This window comes from Nocardioides sp. BP30, from assembly GCF_029873215.1.
In the GTDB taxonomy this organism is placed as follows: Bacteria; Actinomycetota; Actinomycetes; order Propionibacteriales; family Nocardioidaceae; genus Nocardioides.
In genome coordinates this window covers 2,394,385-2,416,992 of the sequence record NZ_CP123620.1, presented here as the reverse complement: position 1 = coordinate 2,416,992, position 22,608 = coordinate 2,394,385, and the positions used below count along the sequence as shown (strand labels likewise).

16 protein-coding genes are annotated in these 22,608 nt (G+C 72.0%); 5 read left to right on the top strand and 11 right to left on the bottom strand.

Translation table 11 applies throughout. The features are described 5' to 3' along the window. Positions 1-27: 27 nt before the first annotated feature. Positions 28-1,836: a S53 family peptidase gene (locus P5P86_RS11420; protein ID WP_280607555.1), complete on the top strand. Its 1,809-nt coding sequence runs from the start codon at positions 28-30 to the stop codon at positions 1,834-1,836. Positions 1,837-1,952: 116 nt separating this feature from the next. Here P5P86_RS11420 and P5P86_RS11415 read toward each other — a convergent pair whose 3' ends face one another. From P5P86_RS11415 to P5P86_RS11375, 9 genes are all read right to left on the bottom strand, one after another. After that, positions 1,953-2,681, bottom strand: a complete 729-nt coding sequence (locus P5P86_RS11415) for a hypothetical protein (protein WP_280607554.1) — start codon at positions 2,679-2,681, stop codon at positions 1,953-1,955. Positions 2,682-2,809: 128 nt separating this feature from the next. Beyond that, positions 2,810-4,597 carry a thiamine pyrophosphate-requiring protein gene (locus tag P5P86_RS11410; RefSeq protein WP_280607553.1) on the bottom strand — a complete coding sequence of 596 codons (1,788 nt, stop codon included), beginning with the start codon at positions 4,595-4,597 and terminating at the stop codon, positions 2,810-2,812. Positions 4,598-4,705: 108 nt separating this feature from the next. Beyond that, the gene (locus P5P86_RS11405) at positions 4,706-5,140 is read right to left on the bottom strand and encodes a DUF779 domain-containing protein (RefSeq protein WP_280607552.1); all 435 of its coding nucleotides are present in this window, start codon (positions 5,138-5,140) and stop codon (positions 4,706-4,708) included. 4 nt (positions 5,141-5,144) lie between these two features. Further along, entirely contained in the window at positions 5,145-6,668 is a 1,524-nt protein-coding gene (adh, locus tag P5P86_RS11400) for an aldehyde dehydrogenase (protein WP_280607551.1), read from the bottom strand. Between the two features lie 104 nt (positions 6,669-6,772). Further along, positions 6,773-8,065 carry a GAF domain-containing protein gene (locus tag P5P86_RS11395; RefSeq protein ID WP_280607550.1) on the bottom strand — a complete coding sequence of 431 codons (1,293 nt, stop codon included), beginning with the start codon at positions 8,063-8,065 and terminating at the stop codon, positions 6,773-6,775. A 142-nt stretch (positions 8,066-8,207) separates the two neighbouring features. Beyond that, positions 8,208-9,404: a S1C family serine protease gene (locus tag P5P86_RS11390; protein ID WP_280607549.1), complete on the bottom strand. Its 1,197-nt coding sequence runs from the start codon at positions 9,402-9,404 to the stop codon at positions 8,208-8,210. Positions 9,405-9,508: 104 nt separating this feature from the next. Continuing rightward, on the bottom strand, positions 9,509-10,600 hold the full coding sequence (locus P5P86_RS11385) for an acetate/propionate family kinase (protein WP_280607548.1): 1,092 nt from the start codon (positions 10,598-10,600) through the stop codon (positions 9,509-9,511). A gap of 10 nt (positions 10,601-10,610) precedes the next feature. Then, positions 10,611-13,013 (bottom strand): phosphoketolase family protein, encoded by a 2,403-nt coding sequence (locus P5P86_RS11380; protein ID WP_280607547.1) that lies wholly within the window; start codon positions 13,011-13,013, stop codon positions 10,611-10,613. A gap of 108 nt (positions 13,014-13,121) precedes the next feature. Then, positions 13,122-14,012, bottom strand: a complete 891-nt coding sequence (locus tag P5P86_RS11375; protein WP_280607546.1) for a LysR family transcriptional regulator — start codon at positions 14,010-14,012, stop codon at positions 13,122-13,124. Between the two features lie 77 nt (positions 14,013-14,089). Between P5P86_RS11375 and P5P86_RS11370 the strand changes: the two genes are divergently transcribed. Next, positions 14,090-15,211, top strand: a complete 1,122-nt coding sequence (locus P5P86_RS11370; protein ID WP_280607545.1) for an SLAC1 family transporter — start codon at positions 14,090-14,092, stop codon at positions 15,209-15,211. On the opposite strand, the gene P5P86_RS11365 is transcribed toward P5P86_RS11370, so the two are convergent. Continuing rightward, positions 15,177-16,565: a sensor domain-containing phosphodiesterase gene (locus P5P86_RS11365; RefSeq protein WP_280607544.1), complete on the bottom strand. Its 1,389-nt coding sequence runs from the start codon at positions 16,563-16,565 to the stop codon at positions 15,177-15,179. The genes P5P86_RS11370 and P5P86_RS11365 overlap by 35 nt on opposite strands. Before the next feature lie 228 nt (positions 16,566-16,793). On the opposite strand from P5P86_RS11365, the gene P5P86_RS11360 reads away from it, so the two are divergent. Then, positions 16,794-17,834 carry an isopenicillin N synthase family dioxygenase gene (locus tag P5P86_RS11360; RefSeq protein ID WP_280607543.1) on the top strand — a complete coding sequence of 347 codons (1,041 nt, stop codon included), beginning with the start codon at positions 16,794-16,796 and terminating at the stop codon, positions 17,832-17,834. A 60-nt stretch (positions 17,835-17,894) separates the two neighbouring features. Then, positions 17,895-19,487, top strand: a complete 1,593-nt coding sequence (locus P5P86_RS11355) for an FAD-binding oxidoreductase (protein ID WP_280607542.1) — start codon at positions 17,895-17,897, stop codon at positions 19,485-19,487. A 3-nt stretch (positions 19,488-19,490) separates the two neighbouring features. On the opposite strand, the gene P5P86_RS11350 is transcribed toward P5P86_RS11355, so the two are convergent. Then, positions 19,491-19,871 (bottom strand): STAS domain-containing protein, encoded by a 381-nt coding sequence (locus P5P86_RS11350; RefSeq protein WP_280607541.1) that lies wholly within the window; start codon positions 19,869-19,871, stop codon positions 19,491-19,493. A 145-nt stretch (positions 19,872-20,016) separates the two neighbouring features. Here P5P86_RS11350 and P5P86_RS11345 point away from each other — a divergent pair, with 145 nt between their 5' ends. Continuing rightward, positions 20,017-22,587, top strand: coding sequence for a SpoIIE family protein phosphatase (locus P5P86_RS11345; RefSeq protein WP_280607540.1), 2,571 nt, complete (start codon positions 20,017-20,019; stop codon positions 22,585-22,587). Positions 22,588-22,608: the final 21 nt, after the last annotated feature.

Below are 22,608 nucleotides of genomic sequence, written 5' to 3'. Positions count from 1 at the left end.
CCTCCCCCGAGACGAACCACTTCCATCATGAAGAGATGCTCCCTGCCCGTCCTGGCGCTCCTCTCCGTGCTCCTCGTCGCCGGCGTCCTCGTCGCGGTCCCCCCGGCCGCCGACGCCGCTACCTGGAGCCCGCCGGCCGAGCCGACCCTCGTGCCGGTGGCCGCCACCGGATGCCGCCCCACCCCCCAGACCGGCCAGGCGACCTGCCTGTCGGAGACCCTGCACGTCAGCGATGCCGCCGCCGAGACCGCCGGCGCCGAGGCCCACGGCTTCACCCAGGTCCGACCTCAGGCGACCGTCCCGACCGGCGGCTACTCCCCGGCCGACCTCGCCAGCATCTACAAGATCCCCGCCGGGCTCGCGCCCACGGCGACCGTCGGGATCGTCGATGTCGGCAGCGACCCGAACACCCAGGCCCAGATGTCGTACTTCCGCAGCACCTTCCGGCTGCCGGCGTGCACCAAGGCAGGCGGCTGCTTCCGCGAGGTCGCCCAGGACGGGAGCGCCAAGCTCCCCGCCACCGACAGCGACTGGGTCGTCGAGACGGCGCTGGACGTGCAGGCCGTCTCGGCGATCTGCCCCACCTGCCACATCCTGCTGGTGGACGCCGCCTCCGCGAGCATCACCGACCTGGCCAAGGCCGCGTTGACGGCCACCCGGCTGGGAGCGGCGTACGTCTCGCTCTCCTTCGGCTCCGCGGAGTCCACCGCCACCACCTCGCTGCGCAACACCTACTACAACGAACCGGACGTCACCTACGTCGCGGCGGCCGGCGACGGCGGGTACGACGGTGGCGCGCTCTTCCCGGCCAGCGCGCCGAACATCGTCGCCGCCGGCGGCACCAGCATCAAGCTCGTCAACGGCGCCTGGCAGCAGAGCGCCTGGTCCGGCTCGGGGTCGGGATGCTCGACCCAGCACGCGATGACGGCGGCGCAGGCCCTGGCCTCGCTGAGCTCGGTGTGCCGCGGCAAGCGGGTGGTCTCGGACGTCTCCGCCCTGGCCGATCCCGCCACCGGGATGCTCTTCTACCGCGGAGGTGGGTGGTACGACGCCGGCGGGACCTCCCTGGCCGCACCGATCCTGACCGCCCTCTACGCGCTGGCCGGCAACCACACCTCGCCCTTCTCCTTCTACGCCGACGCCTCGACACTGGTCGACGTGACCAGCGGTTCCACCGGCACGTGCAGCCCCGCCAAGCTGTGCAGCGCGGGGCCCGGTTGGGACGGCCCCACCGGCCTGGGCACCCCGGCCAGCCTGGACGCGCTGGCCGCGGGGGCGAAGCTGCCCGTCTACGTCACCTCGACCTCGGGAGGCCTCAGCTACACCGGCGGCTACCCCGCCCGGCTGGGCTTCCACCTTGCCGACGGTGACACCGGCGCGGCGGTGCGGACCGCGAGCGTCCAGCTCCAGCGCAGCGTGGCCGGCGGACCGTTCCGGACGGTGCACAGCGGCGCCACGAACAGCGCCGGCAACGTCTCGTTCCTGGACACCCCGACCAAGCCCGCGGCGTACCGGGTGGTCTTCGCCGGCGACGCCGGTCACGACGGGTCGACGTCCAACACGGTGTCGCTGCGCAGGTTCCTGCCCGTCGTGCGGCTGCATCAGCGGGCGGGACACCTGCGCGCCAAGATCCGCGCGCCCTGGGGCCCCGCGCTCAAGTCCGCCACGGTGCGGCTGCAACGCCGCAACGGGCGCTACTGGATCTCGATCCGCCGGCTCCGCACCGACACCCACGGCGTGGTCGTCGCCGACCTCCAGCGCGGCAAGACCTACCGGCTGCGGTACGGCGGCGCCGGCTGGCAGGTCGGTCACACCGCCCCGGTCACGGCGCGCTGAGGACCCCGGGCAAGCAGCGAGGCTGCCCACCGGTGGTGGGCAGCCTCGCTGTCGGTCATGTCGTGCCGAGCAGGCACCTCGGAGCCCCTCGTCCGGTCAGGTGAGGACCGCGACGCTCAGAACGTGTCGATCTCGACGGACTTCTTCATGCCGCCGCTCTTGACGTAGACGGTCTTGAAGGCCTTGACCTTGGGGCCCTTGTACTTCGTCTTGGTCTTCACCTTGGTGTGCTTGATCTTGTAGCAGTACTGGCTCTTCTTGTTGGTGCGGATCGCGCCGTCGTAGTGCCACTTCTTCGACTTGCCGAGCCGGACGTAGTACTTGATCGGCTTGTTCTTGTAGGCCGCCGGGCCCACCTGGTAGCAGACCTGCTTCTTGGTCTCCTTGACCAGGGCGGTGCCCCGGTCGAGCGAGGAGATCGCGACAGTGCTGGAGGTGGTGGTCGGGTAGGTGACCGGGGTCGGGTCGCCGCTCGGCGGGTAGTAGGTGCCCGAGCCGTTGCTGAACACGGCGCGGAACTGCGTCGCTGCCTTGATGCTCTCGCTGTAGTAGGCGTAGCTCGAGTTGGAGGCGACGGTCTTCCAGGCGCTCGAGCCGGCCGGAGCCGCCTGGATCTGCACCGTCCCGGCCTCGACGTAGTAGTCAGCGCTGGGACCGTCGACCTCGGCGGTGACGCTGACGTAGTCGCCGTAGCGCGGGTGGGTCGGGTTGCTGTAGTCCTGCACCTTGAAGGTGATCTTCGCCTGGGCGGTGGTAGCGGCGTGGGCCGGACCGGTCGCCACGGCGAGACCGGCGCCGAGCGCCAGCACCCCTACTCCGGCGGCGAGGCGTCGTACGAGCTTCATCCCACTCTCCTGTCACGTTGGAAGTCTTGAGCGGGTTCTTGCCCGGGACCGTCCCCTGCCAAACCCTCAGCGGCGACTCAGCATCCGCTCAGCTGCGAGTCCGCCCACCTTTCCGGGGCCCTGCCTGGTCAGTCGTGATGCGGCAGGAACTCCTGGGCCTTGGTCTTGATCCCCTCCTTGATCACGCCCCAGCGCGAGGGATCGCCCTTGATCAGTGCCGCGGCCATGCTCTTCATCTGGGCCAGGTCCGCGTGCGGCGGGATCGGCGGCACATCGGGATCGCAGTGCACGTCGAGCACGTAGGGCCGCTCGGCAGCGAGCGCCTCGGCCCATGCGGCCGGCAGGTCGGCGGGGTCGGTGACGGTGATGGCGCCCAGTCCGATCGAGGCGGCGAAGTCGGCGTACGACACCTCCGGCAGCGCCTGGGACTGGATGAAGTCGGGCGTGCCGCCCATGGCCCGCAGCTCCCAGGTCACCTGGTTGAGGTCGTTGTTGTGCAGCACCGCCACCACCAGCCGGGGATCGCTCCACTCGCGCCAGTAGCGGGCGATGGTGAGCAGTTCGGCGAGGCCGTTCATCTGCATCGCGCCGTCGCCCTCGAAGGCGATCGCCGGCCGGTGTGGGTGAGCGAACTTCGCGCCGATCGCGTACGGCACCGCAGGACCCATGCTGGCCAACGTCCCCGAGAGGGTGCCGCGCATGTCGGCCCGCATCCGGATCTGGCGCGCGTACCAGTCGGCCGCCGAACCGCTGTCGGCGGCGATCATCGCATCCGCCGGCGCGACCTGGGAGAACGCGTGGAAGATCCGCATCGGGTTGATCGGGTCGGCCTCGACCTCGGCCTCGGCGTCCATCACCTCCCACCACCGGGTCACGTTCTTCTCGATCGTCTCCCGCCAGCCCCGCTCCTCCTTGCGCCGCAGCAGCGGGATGAGCGCCTGCAGCGTCCGGGCGGCGTCGCCGACCAGGTTCAGCTCGTAGGGGTAGCGCATGCCGATCATGGCGCCGTCGATGTCGATCTGCACGGCCCTGGCCTGGCCCGACTCCGGAAGGAACTGGGTGTAGGGGAAGCTCGAGCCGACCGTGAGGAGGGTGTCGCAGTCGCGCATCATCTCGTAGCTGGGCCGGGTGCCCAGCAGGCCGATCGAACCGGTGACGAACGCCAGCTCGTCGGAGAGCACGTCCTTGCCCAGCAGCGCCTTGGCCACCCCGGCACCGAGCAGGTCGGCAACCTGGGTGATCTCCTCCGCCGCCCCCCGGGCGCCCTGGCCGACGAGGATCGCCACCTTGGCACCCTCGTTGAGCAGGTCGGCCGCGGCACGGAGGGCATCGTCGTCCGGGTCGACCGTCGGCCAGGTGATGCCCAGGCTCGAGGGCACCATCTTGAAGTCGTGCGTGGGCGCCGTGTACTCAAGCTCCTGCACGTCGTTGGGGATGATGATCGCCGTGGGTGCTCGCCGCGTCATCGCGATCCGCAGGGCGCGGTCGAGCACGTTCGGCAGCTGCTCGGGGACCGTCACCATCTGCACGTAGTCGCTCGCGACGTCCTTGAACAGGCTCAGCAGGTCGACCTCCTGCTGGTAGCTCCCGCCGAGCGCCGAGCGGTTCGTCTGGCCCACGATCGCCACCACCGGGACGTGGTCGAGCTTGGCGTCGTAGAGGCCGTTGAGCAGGTGGATCGCGCCCGGGCCCGAGGTGGCCATGCAGACCGCCGGCCGACCGCTGAACTTGGCGTAGCCCACCGCCTCGAACGCCGACATCTCCTCGTGCCGTGCCTGGATGAAGCGCGGCTGGTCGCCGGCGCGGGAGAAGGCACCCACGATGCCGTTGATGCCGTCCCCGGGGTAGCCGAAGACCTGTTCGATGCCCCAGGCACGCAGCCGGGCGAGCAGCTGGTCGGCGACGGTGGTGCTCATCGGGTGACTCCTTCAGGTTGTCCTGTGCGTGGAGTACCCAGAAGGGGCAGCTCGGCACCCGCGGCGGAGTGGGGGATGCCGTCGGGCGCCGAGCCGGTCAGGTGTCGGTCAGCCCGGTGGGCCCAGGAGGGCTGCCTCCTCGTCGGTCAGCAGGCGCGATCGCAGCAGGAACCTGTAGCCGGTCGGCGCTTCCAGCGAGAAGCCGGCGCCCCGGCCCGGGACCAGGTCGATCGTCAGGTGGGTGTGCGACCAGTAGGCGAACTGCTCGCGCGACATCCACACCTGCACCGGCGCCGGCGAGTCCCCCTCCGCATCCGGAGCGGCGACGTCGAGGTCTCCCACGTGTACGTCGGCATCACCCACCAGGAACTCCCCCTCCGGGAAGCACATCGGTGCCGAGCCGTCGCAGCAGCCACCGGACTGGTGGAACATCACGGGTCCATGCTGCTGCTCCAGCGCGCGGATCATTCCCGCGGCCGCCGCCGTGACCGCCACCCGGCTCACCGGGGTGGCGGTCACGGCGCGCTGCTCGTGGTCGGCCATCGGCTCAGAAGAACCCGAGCGCGTCCGGCGAGTAGGAGACCAGCAGGTTCTTGGTCTGCTGGTAGTGGTCCAGCATCATCCGGTGGTTCTCCCGGCCGATGCCGGACGACTTGTAGCCGCCGAACGCCGCGTGCGCCGGATACTGGTGGTAGCAGTTGGTCCAGACCCGTCCCGCCTGGATCTCCCGCCCAGCCCGGTAGGCGGTGTTCGTGTCGCGGGACCAGACCCCTGCACCGAGCCCGTAGAGCGTGTCGTTGGCGATCTCCATCGCGTCGTCGTACCCGTCGAAACCGGTCACCGACACCACCGGCCCGAAGATCTCCTCCTGGAAGATCCGCATCTTGTTGGTGCCCTCGAAGATCGTCGGCGCGACGTAGTAGCCCCCGGAGAGGTCGCCGCCGAGGTCGACCCGCTCGCCGCCGGTGATGATGCGGGCGCCCTCCTCGGTGCCGATCTTGATGTAGGACAGGATCTTCTCGAGCTGGTCGTTGCTCGCCTGCGCGCCGACCATCGTGGCGTCGTCGAGCGGGTTGCCCTGCACGATCTTCTTCACCCGGTCCGTCGCGGCGGAGAGGAACGGGTCGTAGATCGAGTTCTGGATGAGCGCGCGGCTGGGACAGGTGCAGACCTCGCCCTGGTTGAGCGCGAACATCGCGAAGCCCTCCAGTGCCTTGTCCTGGAACGCGTCGTCGGCGGCGAGGACGTCCTCGAAGAAGATGTTCGGGCTCTTGCCGCCCAGCTCGAGGGTGACCGGGATCAGGTTCTGGCTGGCGTACTGCATGATCAGCCGCCCGGTCGTCGTCTCGCCGGTGAAGGCGATCTTCCGGATCCGGCTGGAGGAGGCCAGGGGCTTGCCGGTCTCGACGCCGAAGCCGTTGACCACGTTCAGCACGCCCGGCGGCAGCAGGTCGGCGATCAGCTCGACGAGCAGCATGATCGAAGCGGGGGTCTGCTCGGCGGGCTTGAGGACGACAGCGTTGCCGGCGGCGAGCGCCGGAGCCAGCTTCCAGGTCGCCATCAGCAGCGGGAAGTTCCACGGAATGATCTGGCCGACCACGCCGAGCGGCTCGTGGAAGTGGTAGGCGACGGTGTCGTCGTCGATCTGGCTCAGCGCACCCTCCTGCGCGCGGATGGCACCGGCGAAGTAGCGGAAATGGTCGACGGCGAGCGGCAGGTCGGCCGCCTTGGTCTCGCGCACCGGCTTGCCGTTGTCCCACGTCTCCCCCACGGCGAGCATCTCCAGGTTCTGCTCGATCCGGTCGGCGATCCGATGCAGGGTCACGGCACGCTCCGCCACCGACGTCTTGCCCCACGCCGGAGCGGCCCGGTGTGCGGCGTCCAGCGCGAGCTCGACGTCCTCGGCGGTCGAGCGGGCGACCTCGCAGAACGTCCGGCCGGTCACCGGCGACGGATTCTCGAAGTACTGACCCTTCACCGGCGGCACCCACTCGCCGCCGATCCAGTTGTCGTAACGGGTCTTGTAGCTGACGAGACTGCCCTCGGTTCCGGGCTGCGCGTAAACGGTCACGGTGACCTCCGTTGCTCAGGTGACGACCGCCGGGCTCCGTGTCCGGCAAGGTGACGCTAGTCACACGCACGTTGCAGGAACGTTGCATCGGCCGGGCCCGCCGCTCAGGGTGCGCCCAGCTCCCGATCGAGGAAGGCGAGGTGCTGGGCGACCTGGGCCCGGCGTGGCGACGCCGGGCCGAGAAGGCGCTCGAGGTGCTGCCAGATCGGCAGGTCGAGCAGGCCGTGCTCGCTGCTGGCGAACCGCAGTGTCGCCTCCGCGTCGACGCCGGCCAGGAGCGCGGAGCGGACGTCGTCGTGGAGGTCCTGGCGCAGCCGCGCGATGCCGGGTGCGGCCGACTGGGGCAGCAGCGGCCCCGGGTAGGACCGGACGGCCTCGGAGAGCCGCCCTGCGGCGAGGTGGCGTCGGACCAGCGCAGCATCGGTGTCGACCGGGTCAGAGAGCCGGTAGGGCCGCGATTCCAGTCCCAGAGGCGCCAGCACCGGCCGGAGCCGGGACAGCTCGGCGCGCAGGGAGACCATCGCGTTGTCGTGCTCGTAAAGCGCCAGTGCCAGCCGCTCGCCGGAGATGCCCTCGGCGTGCAGGGCCAGCAGCAGGACGAGCTCGCTGTGGCGAAGGCTGAGCCGGGCCGAGCGACCGGACCGCCGCAGTGTCGCGCCGGTGCGACCAAGTGCTCGCAGCGACCAGCCCTCCGCCCGCGCAGCGATGGACCGATCCGGGCCGTCGACGCCGGTGAGGCGGCGGCGCTGCAGCTCGCCCTCCACCGCAGCGACGGCGGACCGGACGAGTGCCAGGGCGTGCGGCGCGGCCACCTCGTCGCCGCCGGTCACGTCCAGGCAGCCCAGGATCGCGCCGGTGTCCGGGTCGTGGATGGGCGCCGCCGTGCAGCTCCACGGGGTGACCGCCCGAGCGAGATGCTCCCAGGCGAAGATCTGCACCGGCTGGTCCAGGGCGAGGGCGGTACCGGGCGCGTTGGTCCCGGCGCGGCTCTCCGACCACCAGGCGCCGGCGGTGAAGTGGATCGACTCGGCCCGGGACCGGAGCGGCGACGCCCCCTCCACCCACAGCAATCGTCCCACCTCGTCCGAGACGGCGACCAACATCCCCGCCTCGGCCGCGTCCTCGACCAGCAGCCGCCTGATCATGGACATCACCGGCGCGAGCGGGTGGCCCGCGCGCCACGCCTCCAGATCGCTGTCGAGGAGGTCGAGGGGTGGCAGGCCGGTCTCGGGGTCCATTCCCCCTGTCACCGACCTGAGCCAGGACTTCGCCACCAGGGGACGCACCCGGCCGGGGACGGCACCCGTGAGGAGGAAATCGTCATGGGCGGCGTGCAGCGTGCGGGCCAGGGCGCGGGGGTCGTCGCCGAGCGTCCACGCCCGTCCGCTGTCGCCCATGGATGACCCCTCCGGCATCGTGATCCACGCCACACCCTGCTTCAGGATAGTCCCGCCCCCGCGCCCCGGCTCCGGCCGAGCGCCGGGACGCGATGCGGGGCGGTGGCCGGTCTCGGCGGCGACCGCCCCGCATGACGCCGGCTCAGCCGATCGGCGCCGTGCCGAGCGTGACGGTGGCACTGTGCGCGGCGCCGGCCGAGTCGGTCCAGCCGACCTTCACCCGGTCGCCGGGCTGGTGGCCTGACAGCGCCTGCGTCAGCGCGTCGTAGCTGGAGACCGACGTGCCACCGACCGAGGTGATGGTGTCGCCCGAGGCGATGCCCGCCCGGGCGGCCGCGCCGCCGGAGACGACGCCCGCGACGTACGGCGCGGTGCTCGTGCTGTCCAGTTGCACGCCGAGCGCTGCCTTGTTGCCGATCGTGATCGTCGAGCTCGCCGTGCCCGCCTCGATCTTCCCGGCGATCCGCAGCACCCGGACGATCGGAATGGCGTACCCCGTCACCTGGGCGGTGCCGCTCGAGGCCGCCACGTTCATGCCGACCACCTCGTCATCGGCATCGAGCAAGGCACCGCCGGAGTCCCCGGAGACGACGTCGGAGGAGTTCTCGATCAGACCCGTGAGGTGCTCGGTGGTGCCGTCGTCGCCACTCACGTCGATCGTCGTACGCCGGGTCAGCACCGTGCCGGGGGCGGCGGTCAGCGTGCCCGCCCCCTCCGCGTTGCCGACGGCGGTGACGGCCTCGCCGGCGCTCAGGCTCGTGTCGGTGCTGATCGTGCTCAGCCCGCTGGCGCCCTGCAGCTTGAGGACGGCCACGTCCCGCGAGGTGTCGTAGCCGACGACGGTGGCGGCGTACTTCTTGCCGGTGCTCGGCACGGTGACGGTGATGGAGGTGGCGCCCGCGACCACGTGGTGGTTGGTCACGACCGTGCCGTCGGAGGTGAGCACCATCCCGGTGCCTGCCGCCTCGCCCTCGTCGTAGTCGAGGACCGTGTCGATCAGCACCACGCCGGTGGACTGCGTGCTGGTCGCGGCGGTGGCGTCCTGGGCGGTGGTCTGGGTGCCCTGCGTGGGGCTCGTGGAGCCGCCCTGGTCGCCGTACGTGCCGCCGTACGTGCTGCCGTAGGAGCCACCGAACGCCCCGCCGTAGCTCTCGCCGTACCCGCCGTCACCGCCGAAGTCCAGACCGCCGTAGCCGCCCCACCCACGGGTGTCCACGGTGCTGGCGACCGCGACGGCGGGCGCCGCGACGGGCACGGCGAGCAGCGGCAGCGTGACGACGGCCGCCGCGAGGGTGCGGCGGGAGCGGGTACGGCGGGCGGTGCGGTGCTGAGGCGACATCGGGATCTCCTGGTGGTGAGGTGACACCACTACCGTGCGCGCCGGTGCTGAGGCGCAGCGAAGAGATCCCCCGGGGATCCGCTGAGAAGCGTGGGGCGGCTCTCTCAGGCTTCCCGCTCCAGCACCCGAACGGCGTGCTCGGCGGCCACGAGCTCCTCGCGTGCGGCCACCACCAGCACCGGTACGCCGCCGGGTGCGGCGATGTCGCGATCCTCGCCCGGCTGCGCGGCGTTGCGCTCCGGATCGACCGCGATGCCGAGCCAGCCCAGCCGCTCCCCCACACCTGCGCGCACCTCGGCCTGGTGCTCGCCCACCCCACCGGTGAGGACCAGGGCGTCCAGCCCGCCCGCACTGGCGACCATGCCCCCGATCTCGCGAGCGAGACGGTGCACGTAGACGTCGAAGGCGAGCCGGGAGTCGGCCTCGCCGCGGGCGGCGCCGGCGACGACCTCGCGCAGGTCGCCGGAGGTCCCGCTCAGGCCCGCCATCCCCGAGTGCCGCTCGAGGGTCTCGCCCAGCTCCTCGACGCCGATCCCGCCGACCTGCTGCAGCCACAGCAGGAGGCCCGGGTCGACCGAGCCGCTGCGCACCTGCATCGCCAGCCCCTCCAGCGGCGTGTAGCCCATCGTGGTGTCCACCGACCGACCGCCCGCGACAGCGCACAGCGAAGCGCCGCCACCGAGGTGGCAGATCACCAGCCGCAGGTCGGCCGCCGGCCGCCCCAACAGCTCGGCCGCGCGTCCGGCGGCGTACTCATGGGAGAGCCCGTGGAACCCGTAGCGCCGCAACCGCCAACGCCTGTTCCACTCCCGCGGGAGGGCGTAGGTCGCTGCCGCCGCGGGCAGGTCGGCATGGAAGGTCGTGTCGAAGCAGGCCACCAGCGGAAGGTCGGGATGGGCGTCGAGCAGGGCCCGCGCGGCTGCCAGCGCGGTCGGGTTGTGCAGCGGTGCCAGCGGTGTCACCTCCACCAGCTCGGCCAGCACCCGCTCGTCGAGCGGGACCGGCTGCAGGTGGTCCGGTCCGCCGTGGACGAAGCGCACGGCGGCGGCGTCCAGCGGCATCCAGCCGGCCGCGACCCGCGCCACCTCCTCGAGCGCCTCGCCCGCCCCGACCGACGCCGTACGGACCGTCTCACCGTCCTCGACCAGCGCCGCCTTGAGGCTCGTCGAGCCGGGGTTGAGGACCAACACCCTCACCGGGCGCTCCTCACCCGGCCGTCCACTGCCACTCCCGCACCTCGGGCAGGTCCTGGCCGTGCTGACGGATGTAGCGGGTGTGCTCCACCAGCTTGGCCTTGAGCGCGTCGTGCAGCTCACCGGCCCGGTCCAGCAGCCCCGGGACCCGCTCGAGCACGTCGATCGCCAGGTTGAACCGGTCGATCTGGTTGAGCACCGTCATGTCGAAGGGCGTCGTGGTGGTGCCCTCCTCCTTGTAGCCGCGCACGTGGATGTTGGCGTGGTTGCGGCGCCGGTAGGTCAGCCGGTGGATCAGCGAGGCGTAGCCGTGGTAGGCGAAGATCACCGGCCGGCTGGTGGTGAAGAGCGCGTCGAAGTCCGCGTCGGAGAGTCCGTGCGGGTGCTCCACGTCGGGCTCGAGCCGCATCAGGTCGACGACGTTGACGACCCGCACCCGCAGTTCGGGCAGGTGCTCGCGCAGGAGCGCCACCGCCGCGAGCGTCTCCTGGGTCGGCACGTCGCCGGCGCAGGCCATCACCACGTCGGGTTCGACCAGGCCGTCGGTGCCACTGTCGTTGGATGCCCAGGGCCAGATCCCGATGCCACGGGTGCAGTGCACGATCGCCTCCTCCATGGTGAGGTACTGCAGCGCCGGCTGCTTGCCCGCCACGATCACGTTGACGTAGTCGCGCGAACGCAGGCAGTGGTCGGCGACCGAGAGCAGGCAGTTGGCATCCGGCGGCAGGTAGACCCTCACCACCTCGGCCTTCTTGTTGACCACATGGTCGACGAAGCCGGGGTCCTGGTGGGAGAAGCCGTTGTGGTCCTGGCGCCAGACGTGGCTGGTCAACAGGTAGTTCAGCGACGCGATCGGGCGCCGCCACGGGATGGCACGGTTGGACTTGAGCCACTTGGCGTGCTGGTTGAACATCGAGTCGACGATGTGCACGAACGCCTCGTAGCAGGAGAACAGTCCGTGCCGGCCCGTCAGCAGATAGCCCTCGAGCCAGCCCTGGCAGGTGTGCTCGGAGAGGATCTCCATGATCCGGCCATCGGGGGCGAGGTGGTCGTCGGCCCACAGGCCCTCGGTGACGATCTCCGCGTTCCACGTCCGGTTCGTCACCTCCATCACCGCCTGCAGCCGGTTGGAGGAGTTCTCGTCGGGCGAGAACATCCGGAAGCTGTCCAGATTGGCCTCCATCACCTCGCGCAGCCACCGCCCGAGGACGGCGGTGCCCTCCACCGCACCGGTGCCCGGGGCCGGTACGTCGACGGCGTGGCCGGTGAAGTCCGGCAGCTCCAGCGGCTTGAGCAGCAGGCCGCCGTTCGCATGCGGGGTCGCGCTCATCCGCAGGTCGCCCTCCGGATGGAGCCGGGCGATGTCGGGCATCGGTGCTCCGGCCTCGTCGAAGAGCTCCTCGGGCCTGTAGGAGCGCAGCCACTGCTCGAGCACTCTGAGGTGAGCCTCGTCGGTGTGGGCGTCGGCGAAGGGCACCTGGTGCGAGCGCCAGTACCCCTCGATCGGCTTGCCGTCGATCTCCCGAGGCCCCGTCCACCCCTTCGGCGAGCGCAGGATGATCATCGGCCACGCAGCCCGTTGCGGGGTCGTCCCGCCCGAGCGGGCGGCGTCCTGGATCTCCCGGATCCGGTCCAGGCACGCATCGAGCGTCGCGGCGAAGGCCTGGTGCATCTCGGCCGGGTCGGAGCCCGCCACCACGTGCGGCTCGTAGCCGTAGCCGCGGAACAGCGAGAGCAGCTCGTCCTGCGGGATCCGCGCCAGCACGGTCGGGTTGGCGATCTTGTACCCGTTGAGGTGCAGGATCGGCAGCACCGCCCCGTCCCTGGCCGGGTCCAGCCACTTGTTGGAGTGCCAGCTCGTCGCCAGCGGGCCGGTCTCCGCCTCGCCGTCGCCGACGACGCAGGCGACGACGAGGTCGGGGTTGTCGAAGGCAGCGCCGTACGCGTGCGAGATCGAGTAGCCCAGCTCGCCGCCCTCGTGGATCGAGCCCGGCGTCTCCGGCGCGACGTGGCTGGGGATGCCACCCGGGAAGGAGAACTGGGTGAAGAGCCGCTTCAGCCCGGCCTCGTCCCGCCCGATGTGCGGGTAGATCTCCGAGTAGGTGCCCTCGAGGTAGGTGGCCGCCACCACGCCGGGGCCGCCGTGACCAGGCCCGGCGACGAACAGCGCGCGTAGGTCACGCGTCATGATCGCCCGGTTGAGGTGCGCGTAGAGGAACGTCAGCCCCGGGGTGGTCCCCCAGTGCCCGAGCAGGCGTGGCTTGACGTGCTCGAACCGCAAGGGCTCCCGCAGCAGCGGGTTGTCCATCAAGAAGATCTGGCCGACCGAGAGGTAGTTGGCGGCCCGCCACCACCTGTCCAGCGCATCCAGCTCGTCGACGGAGAGGGGATCTGAGGTGCGCCTGCGGATCGCCATGTCTCCATGGGACAGGGCGCGGCGCCGTCGCCGCAAGGGTCTGGTGGCTGGTCGTCGGGCGAACAGAGCGTGACCGGTGGCGGTCGCACGGTCCTCGCCCGGGCGGTCTCAGCCCGTCCTGGCGATCGCGAGCAGGTCGCGCACCGGGCCGGCCGGAGGCCGCGCCCGCCCCACCCAGCCCGCGCGGAACTCGCGGGTCAGGTCCAGCCCCACGGTCGGTACGGCGACGAGCACGCCACGGGACAGCTCCGCCGCGGCAGCGCGCCGTGAGACGAAGGCCGGTGACCCGCCGGCCCGCACCGCCGCCAGGATGGCGGCGTTGGTGGCCAGCTCGATCTCCGGCTGGGCCAGGAGCTGCCCGGCCGACCGCAGCGCGCTGGAGACGACAGCACGCGTCCCCGAGCCGCGTTCCCGGCAGGTCAGCGCGCGGCCGGCGAGCTCGGCGGCATCCAGCGGCGCGCGACGGCGGGCCCAGACGTCGGCGGGCGAGGCCACCAGGACGAGCTCGTCGGTGCCGACCACCGCGGTGGAGAGTCCGTCGAGGTCGACGGGACCCTCGACGAACCCGAGGTCGGCGTCGCCCCGACGTACCGCTGCGACCACCTCCTCGGAGTTGGCGGCACGCAGGCTGACCGAGACCTGCCGGACCTGGCGCAGGCGGATCAGCCAACCGGGCAGCAGGTACTCCGCGGTGGTCATCGAGGCGTGCACGCGCAACTCGTGGGACCGGGTGTGCCGCAGCGTCTCGAGGGCGTTCTCGATCTCGTCGGCGCGGATGAGCAGGTCGCTGCTCCACTCCACCAGCAACCTGCCGGCATCGGTCAGCTCCGAGCCTCGCTGGGCCCGCTGCACCAGGACCAGCCCGGTCTCGGTCTCCATCGCACGCAACCGCTCGGAGGCCGACTGCTGGGAGATGCCCGAGGCACGCCCTGCCGCACCGATGCTGCCCAGCCGGGCGATGTCGGCGAGCAGGCGCAGGGCGGCGAGATCGGGCAGCACGCCCACAGGCTAACCCTGTGGCGCCACAGGCACGCGACCGCTACCGGCCCTCTCCGCGGTCCGTCAGGCTCGCGTCCATGAGGATGACGCTGCCCTTCGGACCGCACTGGTACGCCGCCGTGATGGGCACCGGCATCGTCGCCCTCGCGCTCGAGGGCCTGCCGTTCTCCGCACCGGGAGCACACGCACTCGCCGTGGCGTTCTGGCTGGCCGCCGCCGTGCTGTTGGTGGCGGTGTCGGCAGTGCTGGTGGCCGAGCTGCGGCACGACCTCTCGCTGCTGGGCCGGTACTACGACGATCCGGCGGCGGCGCCGTCCTTCGGCGCCGTCGCGATGGCACTGCTCACCGTCGGGGCCGGCGCGCTCGGCACCGGCAGCGGAGTGCTCGGGGACTCCGTCGCCCTGTGGACCGACGGTGTCCTGTGGCTGACGGGCACGCTGCTCGGTCTGCTCACTGCTGTGGCCGTGCCGTACGCGGCGATCACCCGGCACCGCGTCGACGACGACAGCGCCACCGGCAGCTGGCTGATGCCCGTCGTGCCGCCCCTGGTCTCCGCCAGCGCGGGGGCCGCCCTCGTCCCCCACCTGCCGCGGGGGCAGGCGCAGGAGACGCTGCTGCTCGCCTGCTACGCCTTCTTCGGACTCAGCGTGGTGGCCGGGTTCCTCGTCCTCAACCAGCTCTGGCAGCGCCTGATCCGGCACGGCTCCCCGCCGGCCGCCACGCTCCCGTCGGTCTGGATCGCGCTGGGCTTCCTCGGGCAGTCGACCGTCGCCGTCCACCACCTCGGCGCGCTCGCGCCCGCGCTCGTCCCCGGGTACGGCGACGCGCTCGGAGAGCTCGCGCTCGTCTACGGCGTTCCGGTGTGGGGCTTCACCCTGCTCTGGGTCGCCCTGGCGGCGGCGCTGACCATCCGCCAGGTCCGGGCGGGCCTGCCCTTCGCGCCATCATGGTGGTCCTTCACCTTCCCGGTCGGGAACGTCGCGCTGGCGACCAGCGCCTTGGCCGGCGCGACCGGCCTGGCGGTCTTCGAGGTCGTCGCGGGGCTCTTCCTCCTCGGCCTGCTCGGCGGGTGGACGGTGGCCTCGATCGGCACCGCTCGCGCCCTCATCGGCCGGCGGGAGGCCGCAGGGGTCACAGGCGCGACGCAGCCGGTGCCGGTCTCGCTCAGCCTGCCAGCAGGAGCCTCGAGGCGGGGCTGACCCGGCGCAGCAGCGCCGAGGCGGCGGCCACGACCAGCTCCCGGTCGTAGGTGACGACGTAGTCGAATCGACGCTCCGCGTCCTCCCCGGGATCGCCGAGATCACGGGCGAGCAGGGCGCCGGCGAAGTGCGGCCCCACGACGACCAGGCTCCACTCGTCCACGATCGGGTCCGCGGGGTCGAACGCCGCACCGCACACGCCGGGCGCCGGCGCGTCGGGCATGCCGAGCCCCAGCGCAACCACCAGCTCGGCCGACTCGGCCAGCCGGGCGTAGCGCCGCGCCGTCGCGGGCGTGAACTGATGGGCGTGCTGGAACGTCGCCGCCACCACTGCCGGACCGCCCAGCACCATCGCCTGGCGCTCCAGATGCTTGCTCATCGCCACCAGCAGCGGCTTGGTCGACTGCTGCACCGCCCGCGACCGGGCGACCAGCTCGTACGGCGTGAGCACGTCGTGCCGGACCGCTGAGGGCAGTGCCGACACGGTGGCGATCGCCGGCTCCGCCGAGGTGAGGTCGATCCGCTCCCGCTCGGGACGCGCGGGCTCCTCGCGACCCGCGTGCTGGTCGGGCCGCGCGGGCAGCGCGGGCAAAGGTCCCGGGCGGCCGAACAACCAGCCCTGCCCCAGCCGTGCTCCCATCTCGGTGGCGAGCCGGGCGTGTGCCGGCGTCTCGATGCCCTCGGCGAGCACCACCGCACCTGTCCGCTCGGCCTGCGCGTTGACGGCGCTGACCACCTCCGCCACCTCGATGGTGGTGTGCTGCTGCACCAACCGCAGGTCCAGCTTGAGCACGTCGGGCGCGATGAACGGCATCAGCGCCAGCGAACCGCGCTCCGCGCCGATGTCGTCGATGGCCACCCGCCACCCCGCTGCGCGGACCGTGTCCGCCGCCGCGAGCAGCCGGGCGGGGTCAGCCGTCAAGGCGCGCTCGGTGAACTCGACGACCACCGGCAGGCGACCGGCGAGGCGCTCGGCGAGCGCGACGAAGGCCGTCGGCGGCGTACTTCCGAGCGCGGCGGGCTCGACGTTGACGAACAGCGCGTAGGGACTGGCCAGGCCGGCGGTGTCGGCGCCGGAGAGCGCCGCTGTGCGACAGGCCCAGTCCAGGTCGGCCAGCCGATCGGCGGTGGCCGCCGCGGCGAACATCCGGTCCGGCCGCTCGAGTCGGCCACCCACCGGACCGCGGGCCAGGGCCTCGTAGCCCACGACGGCACCGGTGGCGAGCTCGACGATCGGCTGATACGCCGAACGCAGGGAGTCGGGGCGGCCGAGCAGCAGCCGGAGCTCCTGGACGTCAGCAGCGATCGCCGCGGCCTCCTCGCTGGTCGCGCCGGCGGTCTGGTCCTGCCTCATCTGTGCGTCCTCCATATGCGACCCCGAAGGAAAATCGGCTGGAGGCCGATCCGGTTGAGGACAACACCGGAGTCTGGCACGAGCGCGGCGGTCCGATCATCGAAACACCGCCGAAACCAGCGCCTTCTAGCGTCTCCCGTCACCGGGGTCCACACGACGGCGTGGCTCCGCGAGCAGGAGCACAGCCACCTCCGCCGTCGAGCCCGACCGCGTCCGAGGAGGACCACCGTGAGCGCGTTCCACGTTCCCGTCGTCGACGTCTCGCCCTATGTCAGCGGCGGTGGCGAGCAGGAGCGGGCCGCCGTCGCCGCCGCTGTCGACGCGGCCTGCCGCGACGTCGGGTTCATCCAGATCCTCGGCCACGGCGTCCCGGACGAGGCGGTCGAGGCCCTCGCGGACGCCGTCGACGCCCTGTTCGGGCTGCCGCTGTCGACCAAGAGCCAATGGATCCGCCCGGCGCACGAGAACCGCGGCTACACCCCGCCGAAGTCGGAGAGCCTGGCCCTGAGCGCCGGCGTCCAGTCCGAGGCCCGGATGAAGGACTTCTTCGAGGCGTTCAACGTCGGCACGAGCACTGCCGACCACCCCGATGCCGACCTGCTCGCCGAGCACTACGCAGCCAACACCTGGCCCAGCGTCCCGGGCTTCCAGGAGGCCGTCGATGCGTGGCGTGCGCACGCCGGGCGGGTGGCCCGGACGATGATCGAGATCTTCGAGGACGCCCTCGGTCTGGGGCGCGGCAGCATCGGTCGGCTCGCGACCCATCCCATCGAGGTGCTGCGGCTGAACAACTACGCGTTGCCCGCCGGGACCGACCTGCTGGTGGAGGACGACCTGATCGGGATGGGCGCACACACCGACTACGGGATCGTCACGATCCTGTGGGCCGACCAGGTCAAGGGACTCCAGGTGCTGGCCGACGGCCGGTGGCACGACGTCAGCCCCGCCGACGGTGCCCTGCTGATCAACCTGGGCGACCTGACCACACGGCTCACCAACGAGCAGTGGCTCTCCACGCTGCATCGCGTGAAGCCGCCGATCGTGGACGGCACCATCCTGCGGCGGCGCTCGGCGGCGTACTTCTTCGACGGCGATGCCGAGGCGGTGGTCGGGCCGCTGCCTGGATTCCTCGGCGAGGCGTCGCCGGCTCGCTACAGCGCCGTCACCGTCGACGAGCACATCCGCGCCAAGCTCTCCGGCTCACGGGCCGGCGTCCTCAACAGCTCCGCGGCCCGCGAGGCCGAGCGGGTCCACGCGGCACGCGGCTGATCCTCCGGCCGAGCGGCGCCTGCAGGCCCCGGCTGAGCCTCACCCTGCTTGAATACCGACGTGCCCGACTCGTCGCAGACGCCGTTCCTCACCCGTCGGGCCCTGGCGACCGGCACGTTCGCCGCAGCGCTCGGCGCTCTCGCCGGCTGCACCACCGACCACGGTGCACGTTCCGGCGCCAGCGCGAGCGCCGGCTCGTCGGTGCCCACCGGCCCACAGTCGGGCGCATCACCCACCGGTGCCGGCTGGGAGCAGCTCCGCCGCAACGTCTCGGGCAGCCTGGCCCTGTCCGGAACCTCGGCGTACGGGCAGGCCAGGCTGGTGGAGAACCCCGCGTACGACGCGGCCCGACCGCTGGCAGTCCTGCGGGTGGCGGGGGCCGACGACGTGGCCACGGCGCTGCGCTTCGCCGCCGACCACGCAGTTCCGCTGGCGATCCGATCGGGCGGCCACAGCTATCCGGGCTGGTCGGCGGGCGGCGGGGCCGTGACCGGAACGCCTCGTGCCCTGGTGCTCGACTGCCGGTCGCTCGACCAGGTGGCCGTCGACGGCGCCACCGCGACGGTGGGAGCGGGCGCGGCCCTCGCCGTCGTCTACGACACTCTCGGCGCGCGCGGACGCGCCGTCCCGGCTGGGTCCTGCGCCACCGTCGGCGTCGCCGGACTGACCCAGGGCGGTGGCGTCGGTGTCCTGACCCGGGCCCTCGGCCTGACCTGCGACGCCGTGCGGGCCATGGAGGTCGTGACCCCGGAGGGCCGGGTCCGCACCGTGGACGCCGATCACGATCCCGACCTGTTCTGGGCGCTTCGCGGTGGTGGCGGTGGCCAGGTCGGCGTGGTCACGCGCTTCACGTTCGCCACCCAGCCCGCCCCACGGCTGGCCACCTTCTACCTGACCTGGTCGCTGCACGACGCAGCCGCTGTGGTGGACGCGTGGCAGCGCTGGGCTCCCGGCGCCGACAGCCGCCTCTGGTCGACGCTGAAGTCGCTCGCTGGGAGCGCTCACCCCGACGGCCCGGTGCTCTCGCTCTCCGGGACGTGGACGGGGCCGCCCGCCTCGCTCCCCGCTCAGCTCGCCGGCCTCCTGCGCGACACCCCGCCGCCGTCGAGCAGGTCGACGGCGCTGCGCGAGTACCGCGCCGCCATGGCGGGCTACGCCGGCTGCGCCCAGATCCCCGTCGCACGGTGCCACACCGGCCCGGGCGGAGCGCTGACCCGCGAGGCGTTCGCCGCCACGTCGCACGTGGCCTACCGGACGCTGCCCAGCGCCGGCATCACCGCCCTCCTCGACCGGGTTCAGGACGCCCAGGACAGCGGGTTGCACGAAGCGGGAGCATCCCTGGACGCACTCGGCGGGAGAGTGCGCGACCTCGACCCGGCCGACACCGCCTTCGTCCACCGGCAAGCCCTGATGACCGTCCAGTACACCGCCACCTACCACGACCCCGATCGCGCCGACGCTGCCCGCGCCTACGTACGGGGCCTGCGCACCGCCCTCACCCCGTGGTGGGGCCAGGGCGCCTACGTGAACTATGCCGACACCGCCGTCCAGGACTACCGGCGCGCCTACTTCGGCGCGAACGCCGAGCGACTGGCCACCGTGAAGTCCACCTACGACCCGCACCGTATGTTCACCCAGCCACAGAGCTGGTGAGGATCACCGCCGCCGAGCGGCGCGCGCCTCCCTCAGCGCGTCCTCGACCGTGACGAAGACGCGCAGCACATGTCGCATCCCGGTCAGCGTGAGCAGGCGATCGACGGGCCCCTCTTCCACGACCAGCGCTATCCCGCCGCGCAGCACCTTGGCCTTCTTGTGCACGGCGACCAGCGCGCCGAGGCCCGAGGAGTCGATGAACGCGAGACCGCGCAGGTCGATGACGAGCTGAGCGGAGCCCTCGACGAGGAGGGCCTCCAGGCGGTGGCGCAGGGTGGCCACGTGCAGCAGGTCGAGCTCACCGCTGAGCGTGACGAGGTGGTCGCCGGCGTCCTCCGCCACGGCGATGGTGAGCGCGCCCCGCTCCGACTCCGATGCCACCATGACTCGATGGTCTCATCCCGGGCAGCACATTCGCTGGACCGCGGACCGGTGCATCGACGCTGTGCCAGAATTCGACGAGGAATCGCTCATGGACCACGGCCGCTGGTGCACCCGGGCGAGCGGTGGCACGAGAAGGGTTCCGGTCATGCCAGAGGATCGCGCCGCGGGTCACGGGACCGGCGACGGCAGGGCCGAGGCCGAACGGCAGTGGCACTCCTACCAGGCGGGCGAACCCCGCACGGGTAGGCGGGACCGGACGGCCGCACTGGATCGGTTGACCAAGCTCGCGACCCATGCCCTCCATGTCGCAGCGGCACAGGTCTCGCTGATCGGCGAGCAGCAGCGGGTGGTCGGCGCTGCCGGCACCGCTGCCACCCGGCGCTCCCCCACCCCGGCGACGGAGGCGTTGTGCGCCCTGGTCGCCCACGACGCAGCACCGCTGCGGGTCGACGATGCGCTGACCGATGCGCGCGTGACCCACCTACCCTCCGTCGCCGACGGCACCGTCGGCGCCTACCTGGGCGTCCCGCTGCGGGTCGCCGGGTTCGTCGTAGGAGCTGTGTGCGTCTTCGAACCCCATCCTCGGCAGTGGTCCGAGACGGATGTCGACTTCCTGAGCTCGCTCGCACAGACCGTTGCAGCGGAGCTCGAGCTGGCGGACCTGGAGGCGAGCGTCGAGGACGAGCGGGTGCTGTGGCAGCTGGCCATCGATGCCAGCGAGGTCGGTGCCTTCGACTGGGACCTGGTCACCGGCGAGCTGAACTGGGATGGGCGATCGCTCGAGCTCTTCGGGCTCGACCGTGACACGTTCGGGGGAACGATCGAGGCCTTCAACGCCGTCGTCCACCCCGACGATCGGGACCGGGTGACCCAGGCGCTCGCCGACGCCGTCGAGACCGTCGGCACCTACACGGCCGAGTACCGCGTGCTGCTGCCTTCGGGGGATCTGCGCTGGATCTCCGCGCGTGGCCGAGCGATGCCGGGTCCGGACGGACGCGCGATCCGGCTCCTGGGCGCAGCTTCGGACACCACCGCCGAGCAGGCGGACGAGGCGCGGGTCGCACGGGTGCTGGAATCCATGCCTACCGCCTTCTTCAGCCTCGACCGGTCCTGGCGGGTCACCTATGCCAACAGTGAGGCGAAGCGACTGTTGGGCGGGATCGGCGTCGAGTGGGTCGGCGGGGTGCTCTGGGAGCTGTTCCCCGCCGCTGTCGGTAGCGAGTTCGAGCGGCAGTACCGCCACGCCATGGCCTCCGGCGAGCCGGTGACGTTCGAGGCGTACTACCCCCCTCCGCTCGATGCCCACTACGAGGTGCGTGGCTGGCCAACGCCCGAGGGACTGTCGGTGTACTTCATCGACATCACCGCACGCCATCACGCGCAGGAGGAGCTCGACCGGGCCAGTCGCCGTTCCACGCTCCTGGCAGAGGCAGGTGCCGAGATGGCCGACACCTGGGACGGGGACACGGCCGTGGGCCGGTTGGCACGGCTGGTGGTTCCCGAGCTCGGGGAGTGGTGCCTGGTCACCCTCACCGACCACGGCAGGATCTCCTCCTCCGACTGGCGACGTGGCCTGCGCGACGTGGGCGGCTGGCACGTCGACGAGGCCCGACGATCGCTGGTGAGCCGGTACGCCGCGACGCGGGTGCCCGCCCTGACCGACGCTTCCTTCTTCGCCCGAGCGCTGCGCTCGGCCGCACCGATCGTGGTGCCGACCGACGCGACCGACGCTGTCGCCTCGGTCCTGTCCGCCGGTGAGGCCCGCGACGCGCTCATCCAGCTCGCCCCCACCGCCGCGGCGGTCGTGCCCATGCGCGCTCGGGGCCGCACGCTGGGCCTGCTGTCGATCTTCCGCGGTGCGGGACATCCCGGCTTCGACGCGGCGGACCTCGTCCTGCTCAAGGAGCTCGGCGACCGCGCCGGCCTGGCCCTCGACAACGCCCGGCTCTACGCCGAGCAGCGGGACCTGGCCGGTGAGCTGCAGCGCAGCATGATGACGCCGCCGCCCGAGCCGGACCATCTCCACGTCGCGGTGCGCTACCAGCCGGCGGCCGAGGTCGCCCAGGTCGGCGGCGACTGGTACGACTCGTTCCTGCAGCCCCAGGGTGCCACCGTCGTCGTCATCGGCGACGTGCTCGGCCACGACTCCGCCGCCGCTGCGGCGATGGGCCAGCTCCGCAACATCCTGCGCGGCGTCGCAGCCGTCACCGAGGCCTCGCCCGCGCAGCTGCTCAGCCAGGTCGACCAGGCGATGTCACGGCTGCTGATCAGGATCACCGCCACGGTCGTGGTCGCTCGTCTCGAGCAGACGCCCGAGGAGCGTCGGCAGGGCGTCACCCGGCTGCGCTGGTCCAACGCCGGCCACCCACCGCCGGTCGTCGTGACCCACCCCCGGGGCGTGCCGCAGGGCACGGAGGTGCTGTGGGGCGAGAGGTCCGACGTCCTGCTCGGCCTGGAGCCGACGTCGGTGCGCGCGGAGAACGTGGTGACGCTGCCGCGCGGCAGCACGCTGCTGTTCTACACCGACGGACTGGTCGAACGACGCGGCGAGGTCATCGACGAGGGCATCGACCGCCTCGCCGCCACCTTCACCGAGCTGATCCACGACGGGTACGGGCTCGAGGAGCTGTGCGACGAGCTGCTGCGCAGGCTCCTGCCGGATGACCCCGAGGACGACGTCGCCCTGGTCGCCGTGCGGCTGCTGCCGGAGGATTGACCCACCCGGCGACGACCCGGG